The following is a 20,259-nucleotide window of genomic DNA, read 5'->3' as shown; positions in this document are numbered from 1 at the left end:
CTACATGCATCGGAGTCGGCCGCCATGGCAGAAAGTACCCAGCACAAGCTCGACAGAGTCCGTCCTCCCCGCGTCCAGATCACCTATGACGTGGAAATCGGCAATGCCATCGAAAAGAAAGAATTGCCACTGGTGGTCGGCATTCTGGCCGACCTCTCGGGCAAACCACTGGACCCGCTGCCCAAGCTCAACGAGCGGCGCTTCACCGAAATCGATCGCGACAATTTCAACGAGGTACTGGCCTCCATCTCCCCTCGCGCCACGCTCCAGGTGAATAACACCCTCAGCGGTGACGACAGCAAGCTCAACATCGAACTCAACTTCCGTCACATCGACGACTTCGACCCGGTCAAGGTTGTGGAGCAGGTCACGCCCCTGCGCCGACTGTTCGAAGCCCGCCAGCGGCTGCGGGACCTGCTGACCAAGCTTGATGGCAACGACGACCTGGACAAGCTGCTGCGCGACGTGATCGCCAACACCGAAGGCCTGCAAGAGATCAAGTCAGCCCGCCCTCAGGATGCGCAAGACCTGCCGACCGAAGCCGCCAACGATGACCCAGCCCCGGCCGAACCACAGGCCTGATCGCGCTCATCACTCAAGGGAGATAAAGCCATGCCTGCTTCATCCAGCGCTCAAACCAGCGAGAGCACGACCCAGACCCTGTCCCTGCTGGACAAGATCATCGCCGAAGGCCGCATGGCCCACGACGACAGCCAGCAGGACTACGCCCGCGACATGCTGGCCGAATTCGCCACCCAGGTCCTCGACGAAGGCATGGCCATCGACAAGGACACCGTGGCCATGATCAACGACCGCATCAGCCAGATCGATCAGTTGATCAGCGCCCAGCTCAATGAAGTGCTGCACCACCCGGAACTGCAAAAACTCGAAGCCTCCTGGCGCGGCCTGCATCTGCTGGTGCAAAACACTGAAACCAGCACGCGGCTTAAACTGCGCTTGCTCAACGTGACCCAGAAAGAACTGCAGAACGATCTGGAAAAAGCCGTCGAGTTTGACCAGAGCGCGCTGTTCAAGAAGATCTACGAGGAAGAATACGGCACCTTCGGCGGGCATCCGTTCAGCCTGCTGGTGGGCGACTACACGTTTGGTCGCCACCCCCAGGACATCGGCCTGCTGGAAAAGCTGTCGAACGTCGCCGCCGCCGCGCACGCGCCGTTCATTGCCGCCGCCAGCCCCCGATTGTTCGACATGACCAGCTTCACCGAGCTGGCCGTACCCCGAGACCTGTCGAAGATTTTCGAAAGCCAGGAGTTGATCAAGTGGCGCTCGTTCCGCGAAAGCGAAGACTCGCGCTACGTGTCCCTGGTGCTGCCGCACTTTCTGCTGCGCCTGCCCTACGGCCCGGACACACTGCCGGTGGAAGGCATCAACTACGTCGAGGACGTCAACGGCACCGACCACAGCAAATACCTGTGGGGCAACGCCGCCTGGGCACTGTCGCAACGCATCACCGAAGCCTTCGCCAAATATGGCTGGTGCGCAGCGATTCGCGGGGCCGAAGGCGGTGGCGCGGTAGCAGGCCTGCCGGCCCATACCTTCCGCACCAGCTCCGGGGACCTGTCACTCAAATGCCCGACCGAAGTGGCGATCACCGACCGGCGCGAAAAAGAACTCAACGACCTGGGCTTCATTTCCCTGTGCCACAAGAAAAACAGTGACGTGGCAGTGTTCTTCGGCGGCCAGACCACCAACAAGGCCAAGCTCTACAACACCAACGAGGCCAACGCCAACGCGCGAATCTCGGCGATGTTGCCGTATGTGCTCGCCGCCTCGCGTTTCGCCCATTACCTGAAGGTCATCATGCGCGACAAAGTCGGCAGCTTCATGACCCGCGACAACGTGCAGACCTACCTCAATAACTGGATCGCCGATTACGTGCTGATCAACGACAACGCGCCGCAAGAGATCAAGGCGCAGTACCCGTTGCGCGAAGCGCGGGTGGACGTCACGGAGGTGGCGGGCAAGCCAGGGGCCTACAAGGCCACGGTGTTCCTGCGGCCGCACTTCCAGTTGGAGGAGCTGACTGCTTCGATCCGCCTGGTGGCGACCCTGCCGCCGCCGGTAGCGGCCTGACGGCCGAAACCTCTGGCGAGGAGCTTGTGCGAGGGGATTTATCCCCGCTGGGCTGCGCAGCAGCCCCCTAAGCGGTCCACTTAGGGTGGTCAGATTTAGGGCCGCTTCGCGCCCCAGCGGGGATAAATCCCCTCGCCACAGGTTCGGCGTTCGTTTTTAACGGTATTGGCCCCCCCATCTCGTCTTATTCAGGAGTTCCACACAATGGATGCGATCATTCTCGACCTCGGCGGCGACATCAAGGGCGACAGCCTGCTTGAGGGTTTCACGGACAAAATCGAAGTCATGTCCTACAGCCACAACGTGGCGATGCAAGTCACCAATGACGTCAGCAACTCGGAACGTACGTCCGGCAGGCCCCACATCGGCGAATTCACCCTGACCAAATTCGTCGACAGTTCTACCCCCACCCTCAACGAATATTGCTGCGCCGGTAAACCGATCCCCGAAGCCATCATCACCATCGGTCGCAACGCTGCCGAAGGCAGCGGTCAGATCATGCCGTTCATCGTCTACACCCTGACCAACGTCGTGCTGTCCAACGTCAGCGTCAGTGGCGGTACAGGCGGCAAACCGGTGGAAACCCTGTCGCTGAACTTCACCAAGATCAAATGGGAACTCACCGCGCAGAAAGACGATGGCACCAAGGAAGGCACGGCGGGCACGACGTGGGACCTGGCGGCCAACAAGATGACCAAGTAAGGAAGCCGCGCCCATGGCTGGCTTCGGGCTTCGCCCTCCCCTGTTCGAACGCCTGGCCAGCCCGGCGCAAGACCCTGAGCGGGCGTTCGACCGGCAGGCGCTGCAGGACTCGGTTCATGCCGAACTGCTGCGCCTGTTCAACACCCGACGCGGCCCGAAGGCGCTGACCGAGCCGCCGAGCATTCTGGATTACGGCATCGCTGACTGGACGGCGCTACAACAGCAGCGCAGCGATGACCGTCGCCAACTGACCCGCGAGATCCGTCAGGCCATCAACCACTTCGAGCCGCGCCTGCGATTGGGCGAGGTCCAGGTCAACCCTGTGCCGGGTCATCCCCAGCAACTGAACATACGGCTATTGGGCGAGTTGCGCGGCGACCAGCACTCATGGCCCGTGGCATTTGTCATCGAGCCCGCCGGCGACGGCCTTGAGGTACGACATGAGCGACTCGATTGACCCGCAACTGCTCGATTATTACCAGCGTGAACTGACCTGGCTGCGGCATGCCGGAAGCCTGTTCGCCGAACGTTACCCCAAGGTCGCCAGGCGTCTGGAGCTGTCTCCCGGCGAATGCCCGGACCCGCATGTCGAGCGACTGCTGGAGGGCTTCGCACTGCTGGCCGCCCGCTTGCAGCGAAGACTGGACGACGACTACGCCGAGTTCAGCGATGCCTTGCTCGAACAGCTTTACCCTCTGGCCCTGCGTCCTCTGCCGTCCTGCGCCATCGTGCAGTTCGAGCCCGACCCGAGCAAAGGCAACCTCAATGAAGGCTACCCCCTGCCCCGGGACACGCCCTTGTTCGTCACCACCGACAAGGGGCAGAGCATTCATTTTCGCACCACGGCCGCCGTGCGCCTGTGGCCGGTCGAAGTCAGTGAAGCGTTGCTGCTGGGCAGCGATGAGGCTCAGGCGCTGACGGGGGTGGTGCAGGCGCGTTCCGCCTTGCGCCTGAACCTGCGTTGCCTGGGGGAAAGCCAATGGTCGACGCTGGGGATCGATTCTCTGCGGGTGCACCTGGCAGCCTCACCAATGATCAACGCCTGGCTGTATGACCTGCTCGGCGCCCATGCCGTGAAGGTCCTGGCCGGCCCACCGGGCAGCGTGCCGGAACCCCTGACCGGCCTGCCTGAGATCGTCGGTTTCGCCAGTGATCAAGCCTTGCTGCCGGACGAGGACGGGGTGCATCCCGGCATGCGCCTGCTGGCGGAGTACTTTGCCTTCCCCGACAAATTCGGCTTTTTCGACCTGCCACTGGCCGGAGCGTCCAGCGACAGCCAAGCGTTGTACCTGTACATCGTGTTCGACCGTGCCCCCGTCAGCCGCCTTCCGCTCCAGGCCAGCGACATCGCCCTGGGCTGCGCGCCAGTGATCAACCTGTTCCCCAGGACGTCCGAGCCGCTACGCCCGGACGGCACCCGCAGCGAATACCGCCTGGTGGCCGACAGTCATCGAGAGAACAGCGTCGAGATCCACAGCATCCGCGGCATGCGCGCGACGTCGAGCCAGGGGGTGCGCAAAGTGCCGGCCTATTACGGCAGCCAGCACGGCAACGACCAGGCCTATTACTGGCATGCGCGGCGAGTCAGCGGCATGAGCCCCAATCGCCTGGGCACCGATTTGATGGTCAGCCTGGTGGACACTCAGTTCGACCCGCTGGCTGACACGCGGGACTACAGCCTCACCGCCGAGTTGCTGTGCACCAACCGCCATCTGGCCCAGAGCCTGCCGTCCGGCACCGCGCTGGGTTTTGAGCGTCCCGGGCCGGTGGCCTGGGCTCGCCTGCGCAACCCGCCCAGCCCGCAGAGCCTGCCACGCCTGGATGGCGAATCGCGCTGGAGACTGGTGTCGCAATTGACCCTCAACCACCTGTCGCTGGTGGAAGGTCCCCAGGCTCTCGACGCGCTGCGGGAAATTCTCGAATTGCACAATCTGCGGGACGAGGCCAGCGCCCGGCGACAGATCGCCGGGGTGCTGGAACTGGCCTGTGACCGGGTCATCGCCCATGTCGGCGAAGACGCCTGGCGCGGGTGGCGCAACGGGTTGCAAGTAAGCCTGCAACTGGACCCGCAACACTTCGTCGGCAGCAGTGCCGTGCTGTTCTCCGGGGTGCTGGCGCAGTTCTTTTCCCTCTATGCCACCGCCAATCGTTTCGTGCGCACCGTGCTGGTTCAATCGGACAGGGAGGTGAAAACATGGCAACCCCAAGCCGGCAAACCCATGACGCTCTGAACCTGAGCGAACGTTTGCGGCGCGACCCGCATCGTTTCGAATGGCTTCAGGCATTGCTGGTGCTGGAGCGCGAACAGCCCCAGGCCGAAACCCTGGGCAGCGGCACCGCGCCCCACGCCGAAGCCCTGCGCCTGCGGGGACCGCTGACACCGCTGTTCGCCGCCAGTGAAGTCGAAAGCCTGAAGCAAGAGCCCGGCACGGCACCCATCCTGACCACGCCGATCTTTGGCCTCGGCGGCCCCGACGGCCCCTTGCCCTACGCCTATCAGGAATGGCTGCAACAACGGGCACGGGCGCGCGATCATGCGCCGGCGGAGTTTCTCGACCTGTTCCAGCATCGTCTGCTCAGCCTGCTCTACAAAGTGATGCGCAAACACCGCATCGCCCTGGGTTTTACCGCACCGGCGGCGTCTGCCGTGCAGGCGCAATTGCGTGCATTGACCGGCCTGCTGCCCAAGGCGTTGCAAGAACGCCAGGCCGCACCCGATGCGGGCGTGCTGGCGTGTACCGCACTGTACGCCGATGGCCGGCGCTCCTTGGCCGGGTTTGCAGCCATCGTGCGCGAACAGTTCGGGCTGCCGGTGGAACTGACCGCCTACAAAGGTGGCTGGCGCGAAATTCCTCCCGCCAGCCGCAGCCGCTTGCAGCCCGGCGGGCGCAACTTGCGCTTGGGCCACAGCGCGGTCGCCGGCACTCGGGTCTGGGACGAACATGCCGGCGTGCGCCTGACCCTCGGCCCGCTGACCGCGGTTCAGGCCAATGCATTGCTGCCCACCGGCGAGACCCATCCGTTACTCGCCAGCCTTTACGCCTTGTACTTCGGTCCCGATCTGGATTGCACCCTGGTGCTGCTGATCCGTGGCGCCGGGCCACTGCAACTGGTTCGCCAGGCGCCGCCACGATTGAGCTGGAACGGTGGCCTGCAACGCCAGCCGAACCTTGCCGTACAACGGATCGAAACTCGCCTTCGTCAGCCGGAGATCGCCTGAAATGGAACTGGCCAGCCTGATCGGACGCCTCAACCCGGACAACCGTCGCGCCCTGGAACGCGCCGCGCAACGCTGCCTGCAACGCAGCCATCACTATGTGGAAATCGAGCACCTGCTGCTGGAACTGCTGGACATCGAAGGCGGTGACTTCGCCTGTCTGTTGCCGCGCTTTGGCCTGGAGCGCGACGCGGTGGCGGCAGAAATCAACAAGGCCCTGGAGCTGTTCAAATCCGGCAGTACCCGCACGCCGGCCCTGTCGACGCAAACCATCGGCCTGCTGGAGGACGCCGTGGTGCAAGCCAGCGTGCTGGGCCTGGACAGCATTCGTTCCGGCTTGTTGTTGCTGGCACTGCTGGACCGTGATGAGCGTCGCAGCCTGTTGCTCAACAGTGCCTCGTCGCTGCTGCGCATTCCCCGGGAGGCCTTGCGCGCCCATCTGTTGGAATGGACCGAAAGCTCGCGGGAACATGTCGGCGGCGTGCGCCCGGTAAAACCCGGTGAGGCACCACCGAAACAGGACCCGGTGCTCGACCAATACACCCAGGACCTGACCGCCGACGCTCGGGACGGACGCATCGATCCCATCGTCGGACGCGACGGTGAGATTCGTCAGTGCATCGATATCCTGCTCAGACGTCGGCAGAACAACCCGATCCTGGTGGGCGCGCCGGGCGTCGGCAAGACCGCGGTGGTGGAGGGACTGGCCCTGCGCATCGCCGCAGGCGACGTGCCACCGTCGTTGCAGGAGGTCACATTGCGCGTGCTGGATCTGGGCCTGTTGCAGGCCGGCGCGGGCGTCAAGGGCGAGTTCGAACAGCGTCTCAAAGGCGTGATTGACGCTGTACGCAGCGCTGAAAAACCGATCATCCTGTTTATCGACGAAGCCCATACCCTGATCGGTGCCGGCGGCGCTGAAGGTGGCAGCGACGCGGCCAACCTGCTCAAACCGGCCCTGGCCCGGGGTGAACTGCGCACCCTGGCCGCCACCACCTGGCTGGAATACAAAAAATACTTCGAGAAAGACCCGGCCCTGGCCCGCCGCTTCCAACTGGTGCAGGTCGAAGAACCGGACGAACTCACCGCCGTGGAAATGCTCCGTGGCGTAGCGACCAAACTGGAACAACATCACGGCGTACACGTGCTGGATGCGGCCATTCAGGAGGCGGTGAAACTGTCCCACCGCTACATTTCCGGGCGACAGTTGCCGGACAAAGCCATCAGCGTGCTCGACACCGCCTGCGCGCGGGTCGCCCTCGGCCAACACGATGTGCCACCGCCTCTGGAAAGCCTGCGCCATCGCCAGAACAGCCTCAAGGACGAAGTCGAACGCTTGCGCCGTGAACAGGCCACCGGACTGGATCACCGCGAGCGCATCACCCTGCTGGAAACCGAGTCGAGCGGCAACGTGCAGGCCATCCGCGAGCTGGAGACCCGCTGGGGTGAAGAGCGCGAAGCGGTGCGCGAACTGCTCGACACCCGCCGCGAGCTGCTGGCCTTGAGCGAGCGCGCCGACGGTGAAAAGCCCGACACCGAGATCGATAACCGCATCGACCACCTGGCTGCCGAACTGCTGCGTCTGGAGGCCGGCCTGGATGCCATTCGCCAGGACGATCCGCTGGTACCCGAACAGGTGGACAGCAAGACCGTCGCCGCCGTGATCGCCGGCTGGACCGGCATCCCGGTAGGCAAGATGCTCGCCGACGAAGCCCACGCCGTGCGCACCCTCGGTCAGCGCATGGGCCTGCGGGTGATGGGCCAGGACACCGCGTTGAACACCATCGCCCAGCGCCTGCAAGCCTACCGCGCCGGCCTGACCGATCCACAGAAACCGGTCGGCGTATTCCTGCTGGTGGGCCCCACCGGCGTGGGCAAGACCGAAACCGCCTACGCCCTGGCCGATGCCCTTTATGGCGGCGAACGTAACCTGATCAGCATCAACCTTTCGGAATACCAGGAAGCCCACACCGTCAGCCAGCTCAAGGGCGCCCCGCCCGGCTATGTCGGCTACGGCAGCGGCGGTGTGCTCACCGAAGCGGTGCGGCGCAAACCCTACTCGGTGGTGTTGCTGGATGAAATCGAAAAGGCCCACCCGGATGTGCTCGAGGCCTTCTACAACGTCTTCGACAAAGGCCTGATGGAAGACGGCACCGGCCTGGTGGTGGACTTCAAGAACACGGTGATGCTCGCCACCAGCAACGTCGGCGCCGAACTGCTCCTGGACACGCCAGCCGCGCAACTGGGCGGCGACGCCTTCAACGAAGCCTTGCATAAAGTCTTGCTGCAAGCATTTCGCCCCGCATTCCTGGCGCGCATGACGGTGGTGGCGTATCGGCCGCTGGATGAGGCGACGCTGGAAGCCATTGTCCTGGCCAAGCTGGAGAAACTGCGTGGGCGGTATAAGGCCGCGACCGGCAAGCAGTTCGAGTTCGACGCAGGGATCGTCAAGGCCGTGTTGGCCAAGTGCAGCGCGGCAGGAGCAAGGGATGTGGAGAATGTGTTGATGACCCAGGTGACGGGGAAGTTGGCGGAGTGGGTGTTGGAGTGACAAACCGTCGTGGTTCATCGCCTGTTAAGACTTTCTGAGTTGGACCGGAGCCCTTATGAAGTTCTATCACTACACCACCCAGTCAGCGGCCAAATCCATCACTGATAATCAAATCGGCACCCCTGCCGTCCGGGAGTGGAAATGCACGATGAATCAACCTCAAAAGTGGGCCTGGTTCAAAAAGCAGCATGAAGAAGGTTTCTATTTAACGACCATACCGCCGTCTGAAATACGAGAGAAAAAAGAGAAACTCGGCATTAGCAAACTGTCAGAAGTCTATGTTTTGTATTTCAACCTCGCATGGATAAAACCAAAACAGATGAAGAAAGTGGATGATTACGTAAATAGCGGATTCATCAAGATTAAAAAAGTTGGCGAGCCTGACAAAATTTGCGCTCAACGCATTGGGGTCAATACCAATCAACTGGACAATGTTCCTTTCCCGGTTGAGTCGTGTTTATGGGCAGGCCCGGTCGAAGGATTTCCTGACGATATTTAAAGGCGCTGAGGACAATCAATGCCCCGCTCCACCGACAGCAACACCACCCTCTCCCTCACCGCGGCCACGCTGTCGGCGCTGTATCCGGAATCGCTGTCCGGCGAAGAGAGCCTCAATGCGTTGGGCTCGCACATCCTCAACGGCATCAACGACGGCCCTTCGCTGACCCTCACCAGCGCTGTCGCCAGCCATGTCACCATGACGCTGCACAAGGACGCCTTGTTGCGCCCGCTGGATTTTCTGGTCGCGGAGATCCGCCAGCTCCCCGCCGACGCCACCGCCGAACGCTATCAACTTTTATTGCGCCCGTGGCTTTGGTGGCTGACCCTGGCGAGCAACAATCGGGTGTTTCAGAACCTCGCCACCTCGGACATCGTCACCACGATTTTCAAGGCCCATGGTTTCACCGATTTCCAGCTCAAACTCACCGGCAGCTACACACCACGCGAATACTGCGTGCAATACGGCGAAACCGATCTGGCCTTTGTTTCGCGCTTGATGGAAGAAGATGGGATTTTCTGGTTTTTCAGCCACGAGCAAGGCACGCACACGCTGGTGCTGGCTGACAACAATGATGCGTTCTTGCCGATCCCCAATGGCCCGACGGTGAATTATCTCGGGCAGAAAATAGGTGATCGGGAACTGCATGGCATCCGCTCAGGCCAGGTGTGCCTGCAAGCGGTGGCCGGGGTCTACCAGGCAACCGACTACCAATTCACCACGCCAAAGACTTCGCTCTACAGCCAGGCCGAAGCCGTCGCCGGGCCGAGTTCGATATACGAGCATCCGGGCGGCTATGACGCCAAGGGCCAGGGCGATGCGTTGACCAAACAACGGGTGGATGGCCTGCGCAGTCAGGAGAAGCGGTTTGTCGGCGAAAGCGACTGCCGTTGGCTGGTGCCGGGGTATTGGTTCACCCTCGCCGGCCATGAAGACCCGACGCTGAATATCGATTGGGTGGTGACCTCGGTCAGCCACGAAGCCAGCCACGATAGCTACCGAAACCGCTTCGAGGCGATTCCCAAGGCCACGACTTATCGACCGCCCCGCACCACGCAAAAACCACGCATGCACACCCAGACGGCACTGGTGGTGGGCAAGGCCGGTGAAGAAATCTGGACCGACGAATACGGGCGGATCAAGTTGCAGTTCCCCTGGGACCGCACCGGCAAGAACGACGAGAGTTCATCCTGCTGGGTTCGGGTGGTTTTGCCCTGGAGCGGCAAGGGGTTTGGCATGCAGTTCGTGCCGCGCATCGGCCAGGAGGTCATCGTCACCTTCATCGACGGCGACCCCGACCGGCCGCTGGTGACCGGTTGTGTCTACAACGGCGACAACGCCCTGCCCTACGCGCTGCCGGCCAACCAGACCCAGTCCGGGATCAAGACCAACTCGTCCAAGGGCGGCGGCGGTTTCAACGAATTGCGCTTCGAGGACAAGAAGGACGCCGAGGAGGTGTTTCTCCAGGCCCAGAAAGACTTCAACATCAACGTGCTCAACGACACCACCGCCACGGTCGGTCACGATGAAACCCTCACGGTGCAGAACGCGCGCACCCGCACGGTCAAGGAAGGCGACGAAACCGTCACCCTGGAAAAGGGCAAACGCAGCGTGACCATCCAGACCGGCAGCGACAGCCTCGATGTGAAGGACACTCGCACCGTGACCGTGGGTTCGGACCAGAACCACAGCACCGGGGGCAACTACGCGCACAAGGTCACCGGTAACTATGAACTGACGGTGGACGGCAACCTGACCATCAAGGTCAGTGGCACCCTGACCCTGCAAAGCGGCGGCAGTTTCGCGATCAAGAGCGGTGCCGACCTGGCGGCGCAGGCCAGCACGTCCATCAGCCAAAAGGCTGGAACCGCCCTGAGCAACCAGGCCGGTACGTCATTGGAAAACAAGGCCGGCACCACCCTGACCAACGACGCCGGCATCAGCCTGGTGAACAAGGCCGCCGCCGAACAGACCGTGGACGGCGGCGGCATGCTGACCATCAAGGGCGGCTTGGTGAAGGTCAACTGACGGGAGCGTGCCAATGACCTCGAAAAAACTCGACGTGGAGCGTGGCGACAGTCACCTGAGCGGGCAACTGGTCGACGGCCACCTCGACGGCCCGCTGCAGATTGAGGAGGCCCAGCGCCGGCAAGCGAAACTCAACTATCAGCAAGGTGAGCTGCAAGGCACCAGCACGCTGTATCACCCCAACGGTAAAGTCTCGGCGGTGTTGCCCTTCGTCAAAGGCAAACTGCAGGGCGTGGCAAGCTTCTACGCCGCCGAAGGCGGGCTGCAGCGCCAGGCCACTTATCGGCGGGGGTTGCTGCACGGTGAAGCGAACAACTATTTCCCCGATGGGCAACTGGCCGAGTCCGAGTTCTATCGTGACGGTGTGCGTGACGGTCGTTATCGACGCATGCACCCCAATGGCAACCCCGCCGTCGAGGCCCGCTACCTCAACGGCCAACTGCTGGAACCGGCACACGCTTATGCCGAAGACGGCCGACCACTGGACGCCGAGGGCAAGCCGATTTCCAGGGTGCGCTGGTGGTTCAGGCGCTGGAGTGATCCGGCGCAAGCATAATTATTATCTTTCCCCTTACCCATGTGGGAGCGAGCCTGCTCGCGATGACGGTGGTACAGCCAACATCTCCACCAACTGACCCACCGCTATCGCGAGCAGGCTCGCTCCCACAGGAAATCATCCCTACCTGTAGGTCCGAACCAATCAAGGAATGAGCATCTGCACCTGCCCCGGCACGACGATCTTGATCACCCCGGCCCAGGTACACATCAGGGTGCTGTTGGCATCGATGGCCGGCATGTTGCCCAGCAGCAAGGTCGGCGGGCCGCCGGGGATCCAGGGCGTAGCGGTGGCAGGAATGCACGGCATGGGTGTCAGCACGCCCAATGCCGCGGCAGTCGCAGCGGCGACGGTCGGGTTAGCCAGGCTTTGACACATGCCGAAGGTGGTGATGTTCACCAGGGGGATGTGATCCATGATATTCGCCGCTGGCATCCCGCCGGTCAGCAGCCGATTGACCGGCAGCACATTGAGCACCGCCGGGGCGGCGCCGAAACTGCACTGCAAGGTTGCAGTGCCACAGACTTGCGGGCATCCCATCGCGATGGCTCCCTGAAAAGCGACAGACGCTGAAACCATAGCTCATCCACCCGGCATCAGGCCCGCTGATTATCCTGCAACACGCTAACCTATAAGACCTTGGCGAGCTTGTGACGCCTCTCACCTGCCATTAGATTAGCCAATGATCGATGGCCTCCAAAATAAGCAGAAGGGATAAGCATGGCGTTTACTGATCAGTCCACCCGTGTCCGCGACGGTGAAGAACTCGATGCCAGTCTGATCGACCCGTACCTCAAGGCCCACATTCCAGGCCTGTCCGGTACGCCGCAGATCAGCCAGTTTCCCGGTGGTGCTTCGAACCTGACTTACCTGCTGGAATACCCTGAACAGGAATTCGTCCTGCGACGTCCGCCGTTCGGCCATAAAGCCAAGTCCGCCCACGACATGGGCCGTGAGTTCCGCATCCTCAATCAGTTGCGCGAAGGTTTCCCCTATTGCCCGAAGGCTTACGTGCACTGCACCGACGAGTCGGTGATGGGCGCCGAGTTCTACGTGATGGAGCGGGTCAAGGGCATCATCCTGCGCTCCGACCTGCCGCCGGAACTGGGTTTTGACGCTGCCCGTACCGAAGTCCTGTGCAAGAGCTTCATCGACCGCCTCGTCGAACTGCATCAGGTTGACTACAAGGCCTGCGGCCTGGCCGACCTGGGCAAGCCCGAAGGCTACGTGGCCCGGCAGATCCGTGGCTGGAGCGACCGTTACGAAAAAGCCCTGACCCCGGACGCGCCGAAATGGGAGGTGGTCAAGGCTTGGCTCAACGAGAAGATGCCTGCCGACCACCCCACCTCCAGCATCGTGCACAACGACTACCGCTTCGACAACGTGATCCTCGACCCAGAAAACCCGATGCAGATCATCGGCGTGCTGGACTGGGAACTGACCACCATTGGCGACCCGCTGATGGACCTGGGCAACAGCCTCGCCTACTGGATCGAAGCCGGCGATCCGGCCCCGGTACAACTGATGCGCCGCCAGCCCAGCCATGCACCGGGCATGCTGACCCGTCGCGAGTTCGTCGATTACTACGCCGAACGCTCCGGGATCCGCATCGACAATTTCGACTTCTATTACACCTACGGCCTGTTCCGTCTGGCCGGCATCGTCCAACAGATCTACTACCGCTTCTTCCATGGCCAGACCCAGGACAAACGCTTCGCGCAGTTCGTTCAGATGAACAAACTGCTGGAGCAGATGAGCCTGCAGGTCATCAGCAAATCCACGCTCTGAGCGCATCTATAACAAGGAAACAGCATGTCCAAGACTCAGTTGTTCGACCTCGACGGTAAAATCGCTTTCGTTTCCGGCGCCAGCCGCGGCATCGGTGAGGCCATCGCCAAACTGCTGGCCCAGCAAGGCGCCCATGTGATTGTCTCGAGCCGCAAACTCGAGGGTTGCCAGCACGTGGCCGATGCCATCATCGCCGCTGGCGGCAAAGCGACCGCCATCGCCTGCCACATCGGTGAAATGGAACAGATCAGCCAGGTATTTGCCGGTATCCGCGAGCAGTTCGGGCGCCTGGACATCCTGGTGAACAACGCCGCCACCAACCCGCAGTTCTGCAACGTGCTGGACACTGACCTGGGGGCATTCCAGAAAACCGTCGACGTGAACATTCGCGGCTATTTCTTCATGTCGGTCGAAGCCGGCAAGCTGATGCGCGAAAACGGTGGCGGCAGCATCATCAACGTGGCGTCGATCAATGGCATCTCGCCGGGGATCTTCCAGGGCATCTACTCGGTGACCAAGGCCGCGGTCATCAACATGACCAAGGTGTTCGCCAAGGAATGCGCGCAATTCGGCATCCGCTGCAATGCCTTGCTGCCGGGCCTGACCGACACCAAGTTCGCCTCGGCGCTGGTCAAGAACGACGCGATCCTGAAAACCGCCCTGGCGCAGATCCCGCTCAAGCGCGTGGCCGATCCAAGCGAAATGGCCGGCGCGGTGCTGTACCTGGCCAGTGATGCGTCCAGCTATACCACGGGTGTGGCGCTGAATGTGGATGGGGGGTTCCTCTCCTGATGATGTTTCCCCTGTGGGAGCGAGCCTGCTCGCGATGACGTTGGATCAGCCAGCATTGATGTCACTGTTCCACCGCTATCGCGAGCAGGCTCGCTCCCACAGGGGGTTGGTGCAGTGAGCGCCAACAAAAGAATATTTATTCCAACATTTGCAATGTGCGAATATTTATTCCATAAAGAGCCCTTCTGAAAATAAAAACTCAAAGGGCTCTTTCTCATGCGCGAACTCGGCATCGGTCTGATTGGCACTGGCTTCATGGGCCGTGCCCATGCCTTGGCGTTTCACAATGCCAAAGCGGTGTTCGACCTCCCCCTGAACCTGACACTGGCGGCGCTGGCCGATGCCGATCCCCAGCGTGCCCGGCAGTGCGCCCAGAGCTGGGGGTTCGAGACGGCCCACAGCGACTGGCAACAACTGATCGACGACCCGAAGGTCGGCCTGATCGCCATCACCACGCCCAACCATTTGCACTTCCCGATGGCCATGGCTGCGCTGGCAGCGGGCAAGCCGGTTTATTGTGAAAAGCCCCTGGCCGTGTCGCTGGAACAGGCCGACCAGATGCAACGGGCAGCCAAGGCGGCCGGCGTGGTCACGCGGGTCGGCTACAACTACCAGCACAATCCAGTCATTCAACGGGCGCGTGACATGATCCGGCGCGGGGAACTGGGGCAGATCATCAGTTTCCAGGGGGAGTTCAGCGAAGACTTCATGGCCGATCCGACCTCACCGTGGTCATGGCGCTGCGAAGCCGCCCACGCTGGCGGCGCATTGGCGGACCTGGGCAGTCACTTGCTGGCCATGGCCCGTCATTTATTGGGCGATGTCGAGGCCGTGTGTGCCGACAGCCAGACCGTACACAGCCAACGCCCCGCCAGTGCCGGCAACACTGAGCAGCGCACCATCGCCGTGGATGACCAGGTCCACGCCCTGCTGCGCTTCACCAGCGGCGCCCGAGGCACGGTCAGCAGCAGTTGGCTCAAGCACGGCTACAAGAATCACCTGAGTTTTGAGATCAGCGGCACGCTCGGCACCTTGGCGTTCGATCAGGAACGGCTGAATGAACTGCGCCTGTGCCGCGTCGGCCAAGGGGGCTTCCAATGTCTGCTGGCCGGCCCGGATCTGCCGGGCTATGCCGCGTTCAGCCCAGCGGCCGGGCATCAGTTGGGGTACAACGAATTGAAGACCCTGGAAGTCCAGGAACTGATCATGGCCCTCGCCGGCCAAGGCGGCGACGGGACCGATTTTGCAGAAGCCTGGGAAGTGGAGCGGCTGGCGGCGGCGATTCGCCTGGCGGCGAGGGAACAGCGCTGGGTGACCGTGACTGGCTGACACACTGCCGATTTGTGCCGCCCTTTGTGGCGAGGGGATTTATCCCCGCTGGGTCGCGCAGCGGCCCCAAAAAATCTGCCTGATACACCGAGGCGTCAGCTTTAGGGGCGCTTCGCACCCCAGCGGGGATAAATCCCCTCGCCACGGGGGACAATGTTCAGGTTGATTGCAACTGAACCAACCGTGCCGCCAGCGCCTTGGCCTGGCTCGCCACATCGGTCACGGCGGTGCTTTCCCACCACATCCCGCGCAACGGTGGCCCCATGGCGAACAGACGACTGGCAGGCTCGCCCTGGGCATCCAGCACCGCGCCATCGGGACGGGCGGCGATGCCCAGGGCCAGCGGGCCGGGCTGGACCAATCCGCGAGCCAGCAGTTGTTGGGGCAACGGTCGTGCAACCCGGCGCCAATCGTATTCAATGCCACTGGAGTTGATCAGCGCAGCGCCCTGCACCACCGTCAGGTTTGCCTCGCCCCTTCGGCGAATGCGGATGTTCACCGCTCCCTCGGCAGACGGCGCCAGCCCCTTGAACGACGCTGCCTGGATCCGCAACCGCCCTTCCTCGTGCAACCGCGCCACCAGCTCAGCGCTCAAAGGCGGCGAACGATGATGATGGCTCTCCCACCAGGGTCGTACATGCCGCACGAATTGCCGGCGCTGCACATCGCTGGCCTGGCTCCACAAGCGCCCGATGTGCGCACGCACCGTGTCCAGAGGGGCCTGCCAGTCGATGCCTTCGGCCTGGGCCTGACGGCATTGCTCACGCAGAGCGCGCATTAATTGGCGTGGCGAGCGGAGGCTGTGATCGGCGGCGAGAAAGTCCACCCACTCAGGCGGTTGTCGACGCACATGGGGCAGCAGGCCATGGCGGGAAAACACTTCGATAGGTCCGCGATGCCCGGCCTGCTCGAGGGACACCACGGCATCCACCATCGTCAGCCCTGAGCCAATGATCAACACCATGGATTGCGGATCGAGCCGACGCATCGCCGCTACATCCCAAGGGTCCAGCGCGGCGGCATTCAAGCCGCTGGATTCGGTCTGCGGGGTCCGCGCCGCCGGGAACATGCCGGTGGCGAGCACCGCGAAACGTCCGCGCAACGTCTGGCCATCGTCAAGCGTAAGCAGCACGGCATCACCGGCGACCTGCAGATCCACGGCCTCCCCGCGCACATGCTCCGCCACAGAGCCATTACGGGCCCCCAGCGCCCGGGCTTCCGCCAGGCGCTGCTGCACATATAAACCAAAGATTCCCCGGGGCGGGAACAGCTCGCTGACCGGCACATGCTGTTGATCCGACTCGGGCCAACCACCGGCTTCGATGAATTCGGCGAGCCATTGAGTCAAGTCATCGGCGTTGTCTGGATCGACGCTCATCCGCGCGGCGTTGCCGTTCAAGGTGTGGCCCAGCTCCACGGCGCTGTAGGCCTCGCCCCGGCCCAACTCGCTGCGCGGCTCGACGATCAGCACGTTGCGCCGGCCAGGCAGGCGCAGTAGCTGCGCCGCCAGCATGGCTCCGCTCAGACCACCGCCGATGATCAGGACATCGGCCTCGCGGGTGATGCTGCTGCCAGGTCGATCCAGCGCTGTATGCATGTCGCTCTCCAGGAATCAAATCACCACGTTGCGTACGAATCTTGTCGCCACCGGACCCTCATTGCGATAGGCATGGGGCTGGTTGCTGGCAAACATGAAAAACTCACCGGCGCCTATCTGGTGCTCTGCGCTGCCCAGCGTCAGGGTCAGGCAGCCTTCGAACACATAGAGCTGCTCGCTCCAGCCATCGGCATCAGGTTCGGATGGGTAATGCTCACCGGGCTCCAGGCGCCATTCCCAAAGTTCGACTTCGCGACTGGCGGTGGCCTTGGCCAGCAGCACGGCTTTGCTGCCGGGGATGGTACCGGCCCAGGCCAGTTCGTTGATGCGACTCGGGTCGCGGGCATCGGGGGCCTGAATCAAGTCGCTAAAGGCCACGTCGAGGGCTTCGGCGACACGGTCAAGGGTGGTCAGGCTGACGTTCTTTTCGCCGGCCTCGATGGCCACCAACATGCGCCGGCTGACCCCTGACAGTTCGGCCAGGGTTGTCTGACTGAGCTGCGCGGCGTGCCGCAGGCGGCGGACGTTCTGGCTGACGTGTTGCAGGACGGATGCCCGCTGGCCGTTTTCTTTGTGCACTATATTGCTCATCTGCTGGGGTTGCGCATTATACTGCCCACCTTCTTCGGGCGCATTGTGCGTCCGCCTCAAGTGGCGCGCAAGGTCATGGCATCGGTGAACTCCCCTCAAGCTTCCTCCCGTTTCTCAAGGTTCAGCAAGGCCGAATGCGTGCTGGTGCTGATCACCATGATCTGGGGCGGGACTTTCTTGCTGGTGCAACACGCCATGACGGTCAGCGGGCCGATGTTTTTCGTGGGCCTGCGGTTTGCCGCCGCTGCTGCCTTTGTCGCGCTGTTTTCGTGGCGGCATCTGCGGGACCTGACCCTGTTCGAACTCAAGGCTGGGAGCTTCATCGGCGTGGCGATCATGCTCGGCTATGGCTTGCAGACCGTCGGCCTGCAGACCATTCCCAGCAGCCAATCGGCGTTCATCACCGCACTTTACGTGCCGTTCGTGCCGCTGTTGCAGTGGCTGGTGCTGGGCCGTCGGCCAGGCTTGATGCCGAGCCTGGGCATCATGCTGGCCTTCACCGGGTTGATGCTGGTGTCGGGCCCGGCCGGGGCATCGTTGAATTTCAGCCCCGGTGAAATCGCCACGCTGATCAGCGCCATCGCCATTGCCGCCGAAATCATCCTGATCAGTGCCTACGCCGGCCAGGTCGATGTGCGCCGGGTAACCGTGGTGCAACTGGCAAGCACGGCGGTGCTGGCATTTTTGATGGTCGTGCCCACCCAGGAAAGAATTCCGGACTTTTCCTGGCTATTGCTGATCAGCGCCGTGGGCCTGGGGGCGGCCAGCGCGGCGATCCAGGTGGCGATGAACTGGGCGCAGAAAAGCGTCTCGCCCACCCGCGCCACGCTGATCTATGCCGGCGAGCCGGTGTGGGCCGGTATTGCCGGGCGCCTGGCCGGCGAGCGGTTGCCGGCGATTGCGCTGGTAGGTGCGGTGTTGATCGTGGCGGCGGTGATCGTCAGTGAACTGAAAACCCGCGGCAAAATTGTCAACGAGGCGGATGAGGTGCTCGAGCGCGAACGCTGAGGCAATCGAAAAACCTTTCGAGAAGTTTTGCCTCTAGGAAGATCGCCGTCTTCGGCGGCTCCTACCCCACGCAAAATAGGAAAACTCCACCGGCCTTGTAGGATTCTGCGACAGGCTGGCGGTTGGTGATCGGACGCTCACCACGTATGATCCCTGACAAACTCCCGCCGAATAGAAGCCTATGTCACTGATAGTTCTATTGCTTTTGCCCTTCATCGGCAGCTGTGTCGCGGCGCTGCTGCCGCATAACGCCCGTAACGCCGAATCCTTGCTGGCAGGCCTCGTGGCCTTGGTCGGCACCGTTCAGGTGGCTTTGCTGTACCCGCAGATCGCCGACGGCGGTGTGATTCGTGAGGAGTATTTCTGGCTACCGAGCCTGGGCCTGAATGTCGTGCTGCGCCTGGACGGTTTCGCCTGGCTGTTCGCGATGCTGGTGCTGGGCATCGGCACACTGGTGTCGCTGTATGCCCGCTACTACATGTCGCCGGACGATCCGGTACCGCGTTTCTTTGCGTTTTTCCTCGCCTTCATGGGCGCCATGCTTGGCCTGGTGATTTCCGGCAACCTGATCCAGATGGTGTTTTTCTGGGAACTGACCAGCCTGTTCTCATTCCTGCTGATCGGCTATTGGCATCACCGCGCCGATGCCCGACGCGGTGCCTACATGGCCTTGATGGTGACCGGGGCCGGCGGGCTGTGCCTGTTGGCCGGCGTGATGATCCTCGGCCATGTGGTGGGCAGCTATGACCTGGACAAGGTCCTGGCTGCCGGCAACCTGATCCGTGACCACGCTCTCTACCCCATCCTGCTGCCGTTGATCCTGATCGGCGCGTTGAGCAAAAGCGCGCAGTTCCCTTTCCACTTCTGGCTTCCCCATGCCATGGCCGCGCCCACTCCGGTATCGGCGTATCTGCATTCGGCCACCATGGTCAAGGCCGGCGTATTCCTGCTGGCGCGGTTGTGGCCGTCGCTGTCGGGCAGTGAACAATGGTTCTACATCGTCGGCGGCGCCGGGGCCTGTACGTTGTTGCTGGGCGCCTACTGCGCGATGTTTCAGAACGATCTCAAGGGCCTGCTGGCCTACTCCACCATCAGCCATCTGGGGTTGATCACCCTGCTGCTGGGCCTCAACAGTCCGCTGGCGGCGGTGGCGGCGGTGTTTCATATTCTTAACCACGCCACCTTCAAAGCCTCGCTGTTCATGGCCGCCGGGATCATCGACCACGAAAGCGGCACCCGCGATATTCGAAGGCTCAGCGGCCTGGTGCGGCTGATACCGTTCACCGCCACCCTGGCCATGGTCGCCAGCGCGGCGATGGCCGGAGTGCCGCTGCTCAACGGGTTCCTGTCCAAGGAAATGTTTTTCGCCGAAACCGTATTCATCTCCGCCACGGCCTGGGTAGAGCTGGCGCTACCCATCATTGCCACCATTGCCGGGACCTTCAGCGTCGCCTACTCCCTGCGCTTTACCGTGGACGTGTTCTTCGGCCCCCCGGCCACCGACCTGCCC

At 62.4% G+C, this 20,259-nt stretch carries 18 protein-coding genes; 15 read left to right on the top strand and 3 right to left on the bottom strand.

Translation table 11 applies throughout. The annotated features are described in order from the left end of the window. Window positions 1–24 precede the first annotated feature (24 nt). From tssB to GSM73_RS08940, 10 genes are all read left to right on the top strand, one after another. Window positions 25–582 (top strand): type VI secretion system contractile sheath small subunit, encoded by a 558-nt coding sequence (tssB, locus tag GSM73_RS08985; RefSeq protein WP_047225738.1) that lies wholly within the window; start codon window positions 25–27, stop codon window positions 580–582. A 30-nt stretch (window positions 583–612) separates the two neighbouring features. Next, a complete protein-coding gene (gene tssC / locus GSM73_RS08980) occupies window positions 613–2,094 on the top strand; it encodes a type VI secretion system contractile sheath large subunit (protein WP_047225737.1) in 1,482 nt (493 codons plus the stop codon). A gap of 204 nt (window positions 2,095–2,298) precedes the next feature. Continuing rightward, entirely contained in the window at window positions 2,299–2,796 is a 498-nt protein-coding gene (locus GSM73_RS08975; RefSeq protein WP_047225736.1) for an Hcp family type VI secretion system effector, read from the top strand. Window positions 2,797–2,809: 13 nt separating this feature from the next. Beyond that, on the top strand, window positions 2,810–3,253 hold the full coding sequence (gene tssE / locus GSM73_RS08970; RefSeq protein WP_047225735.1) for a type VI secretion system baseplate subunit TssE: 444 nt from the start codon (window positions 2,810–2,812) through the stop codon (window positions 3,251–3,253). Then, complete coding sequence (gene tssF / locus GSM73_RS08965) at window positions 3,237–5,027, top strand: type VI secretion system baseplate subunit TssF (RefSeq protein WP_160892234.1); 1,791 nt, start codon at window positions 3,237–3,239, stop codon at window positions 5,025–5,027. Before tssE ends, tssF begins: the two co-directional genes overlap by 17 nt. Continuing rightward, on the top strand, window positions 4,991–6,016 hold the full coding sequence (gene tssG / locus GSM73_RS08960; RefSeq protein WP_160892232.1) for a type VI secretion system baseplate subunit TssG: 1,026 nt from the start codon (window positions 4,991–4,993) through the stop codon (window positions 6,014–6,016). The genes tssF and tssG overlap by 37 nt, the downstream gene beginning before the upstream one ends. Before the next feature lies 1 nt (window position 6,017). Next, a complete protein-coding gene (tssH, locus tag GSM73_RS08955; protein WP_160892230.1) occupies window positions 6,018–8,561 on the top strand; it encodes a type VI secretion system ATPase TssH in 2,544 nt (847 codons plus the stop codon). Between the two features lie 55 nt (window positions 8,562–8,616). Further along, a complete protein-coding gene (locus GSM73_RS08950) occupies window positions 8,617–9,060 on the top strand; it encodes a hypothetical protein (RefSeq protein ID WP_047225731.1) in 444 nt (147 codons plus the stop codon). Between the two features lie 18 nt (window positions 9,061–9,078). After that, window positions 9,079–11,088 (top strand): type VI secretion system tip protein VgrG, encoded by a 2,010-nt coding sequence (gene tssI, locus GSM73_RS08945; RefSeq protein ID WP_160892228.1) that lies wholly within the window; start codon window positions 9,079–9,081, stop codon window positions 11,086–11,088. A gap of 13 nt (window positions 11,089–11,101) precedes the next feature. Then, the gene (locus GSM73_RS08940; protein WP_047225729.1) at window positions 11,102–11,644 is read left to right on the top strand and encodes a toxin-antitoxin system YwqK family antitoxin; all 543 of its coding nucleotides are present in this window, start codon (window positions 11,102–11,104) and stop codon (window positions 11,642–11,644) included. Between the two features lie 144 nt (window positions 11,645–11,788). On the opposite strand, the gene GSM73_RS08935 is transcribed toward GSM73_RS08940, so the two are convergent. Continuing rightward, window positions 11,789–12,184: a DUF4280 domain-containing protein gene (locus GSM73_RS08935; RefSeq protein WP_047225728.1), complete on the bottom strand. Its 396-nt coding sequence runs from the start codon at window positions 12,182–12,184 to the stop codon at window positions 11,789–11,791. Window positions 12,185–12,364: 180 nt separating this feature from the next. Between GSM73_RS08935 and GSM73_RS08930 the strand changes: the two genes are divergently transcribed. From GSM73_RS08930 to GSM73_RS08920, 3 genes are all read left to right on the top strand, one after another. Then, the gene (locus GSM73_RS08930; protein ID WP_047225727.1) at window positions 12,365–13,432 is read left to right on the top strand and encodes a phosphotransferase family protein; all 1,068 of its coding nucleotides are present in this window, start codon (window positions 12,365–12,367) and stop codon (window positions 13,430–13,432) included. Window positions 13,433–13,456: 24 nt separating this feature from the next. Then, on the top strand, window positions 13,457–14,224 hold the full coding sequence (locus GSM73_RS08925; protein WP_047225726.1) for an SDR family oxidoreductase: 768 nt from the start codon (window positions 13,457–13,459) through the stop codon (window positions 14,222–14,224). A 216-nt stretch (window positions 14,225–14,440) separates the two neighbouring features. Next, a complete protein-coding gene (locus GSM73_RS08920; protein ID WP_160892226.1) occupies window positions 14,441–15,553 on the top strand; it encodes a Gfo/Idh/MocA family protein in 1,113 nt (370 codons plus the stop codon). Window positions 15,554–15,710: 157 nt separating this feature from the next. Here GSM73_RS08920 and GSM73_RS08915 read toward each other — a convergent pair whose 3' ends face one another. Both GSM73_RS08915 and GSM73_RS08910 read right to left on the bottom strand, forming a co-directional pair. Then, window positions 15,711–17,150 carry an FAD/NAD(P)-binding protein gene (locus tag GSM73_RS08915; RefSeq protein WP_160892224.1) on the bottom strand — a complete coding sequence of 480 codons (1,440 nt, stop codon included), beginning with the start codon at window positions 17,148–17,150 and terminating at the stop codon, window positions 15,711–15,713. 15 nt (window positions 17,151–17,165) lie between these two features. Then, window positions 17,166–17,729, bottom strand: a complete 564-nt coding sequence (locus GSM73_RS08910; RefSeq protein ID WP_047225723.1) for a helix-turn-helix domain-containing protein — start codon at window positions 17,727–17,729, stop codon at window positions 17,166–17,168. Here GSM73_RS08910 and GSM73_RS08905 point away from each other — a divergent pair. Together GSM73_RS08905 and GSM73_RS27125 are read left to right on the top strand one after the other, a co-directional pair. Continuing rightward, a complete protein-coding gene (locus tag GSM73_RS08905; protein ID WP_047225722.1) occupies window positions 17,724–18,749 on the top strand; it encodes a DMT family transporter in 1,026 nt (341 codons plus the stop codon). The two genes, GSM73_RS08910 and GSM73_RS08905, sit on opposite strands and share 6 nt — an antisense overlap. A gap of 181 nt (window positions 18,750–18,930) precedes the next feature. Next, a partial coding sequence (locus GSM73_RS27125; protein WP_306110011.1) for a proton-conducting transporter membrane subunit occupies window positions 18,931–20,259 on the top strand: 1,329 nt, incomplete at its 3' end.

This window comes from Pseudomonas sp. PICF6 (assembly GCF_009831705.1).
In the GTDB taxonomy this organism is placed as follows: Bacteria; Pseudomonadota; Gammaproteobacteria; order Pseudomonadales; family Pseudomonadaceae; genus Aquipseudomonas; species Aquipseudomonas rhizophila.
Note: the sequence above shows the minus strand (reverse complement) of the source record. Positions and strands in the feature narration are given on the sequence as shown.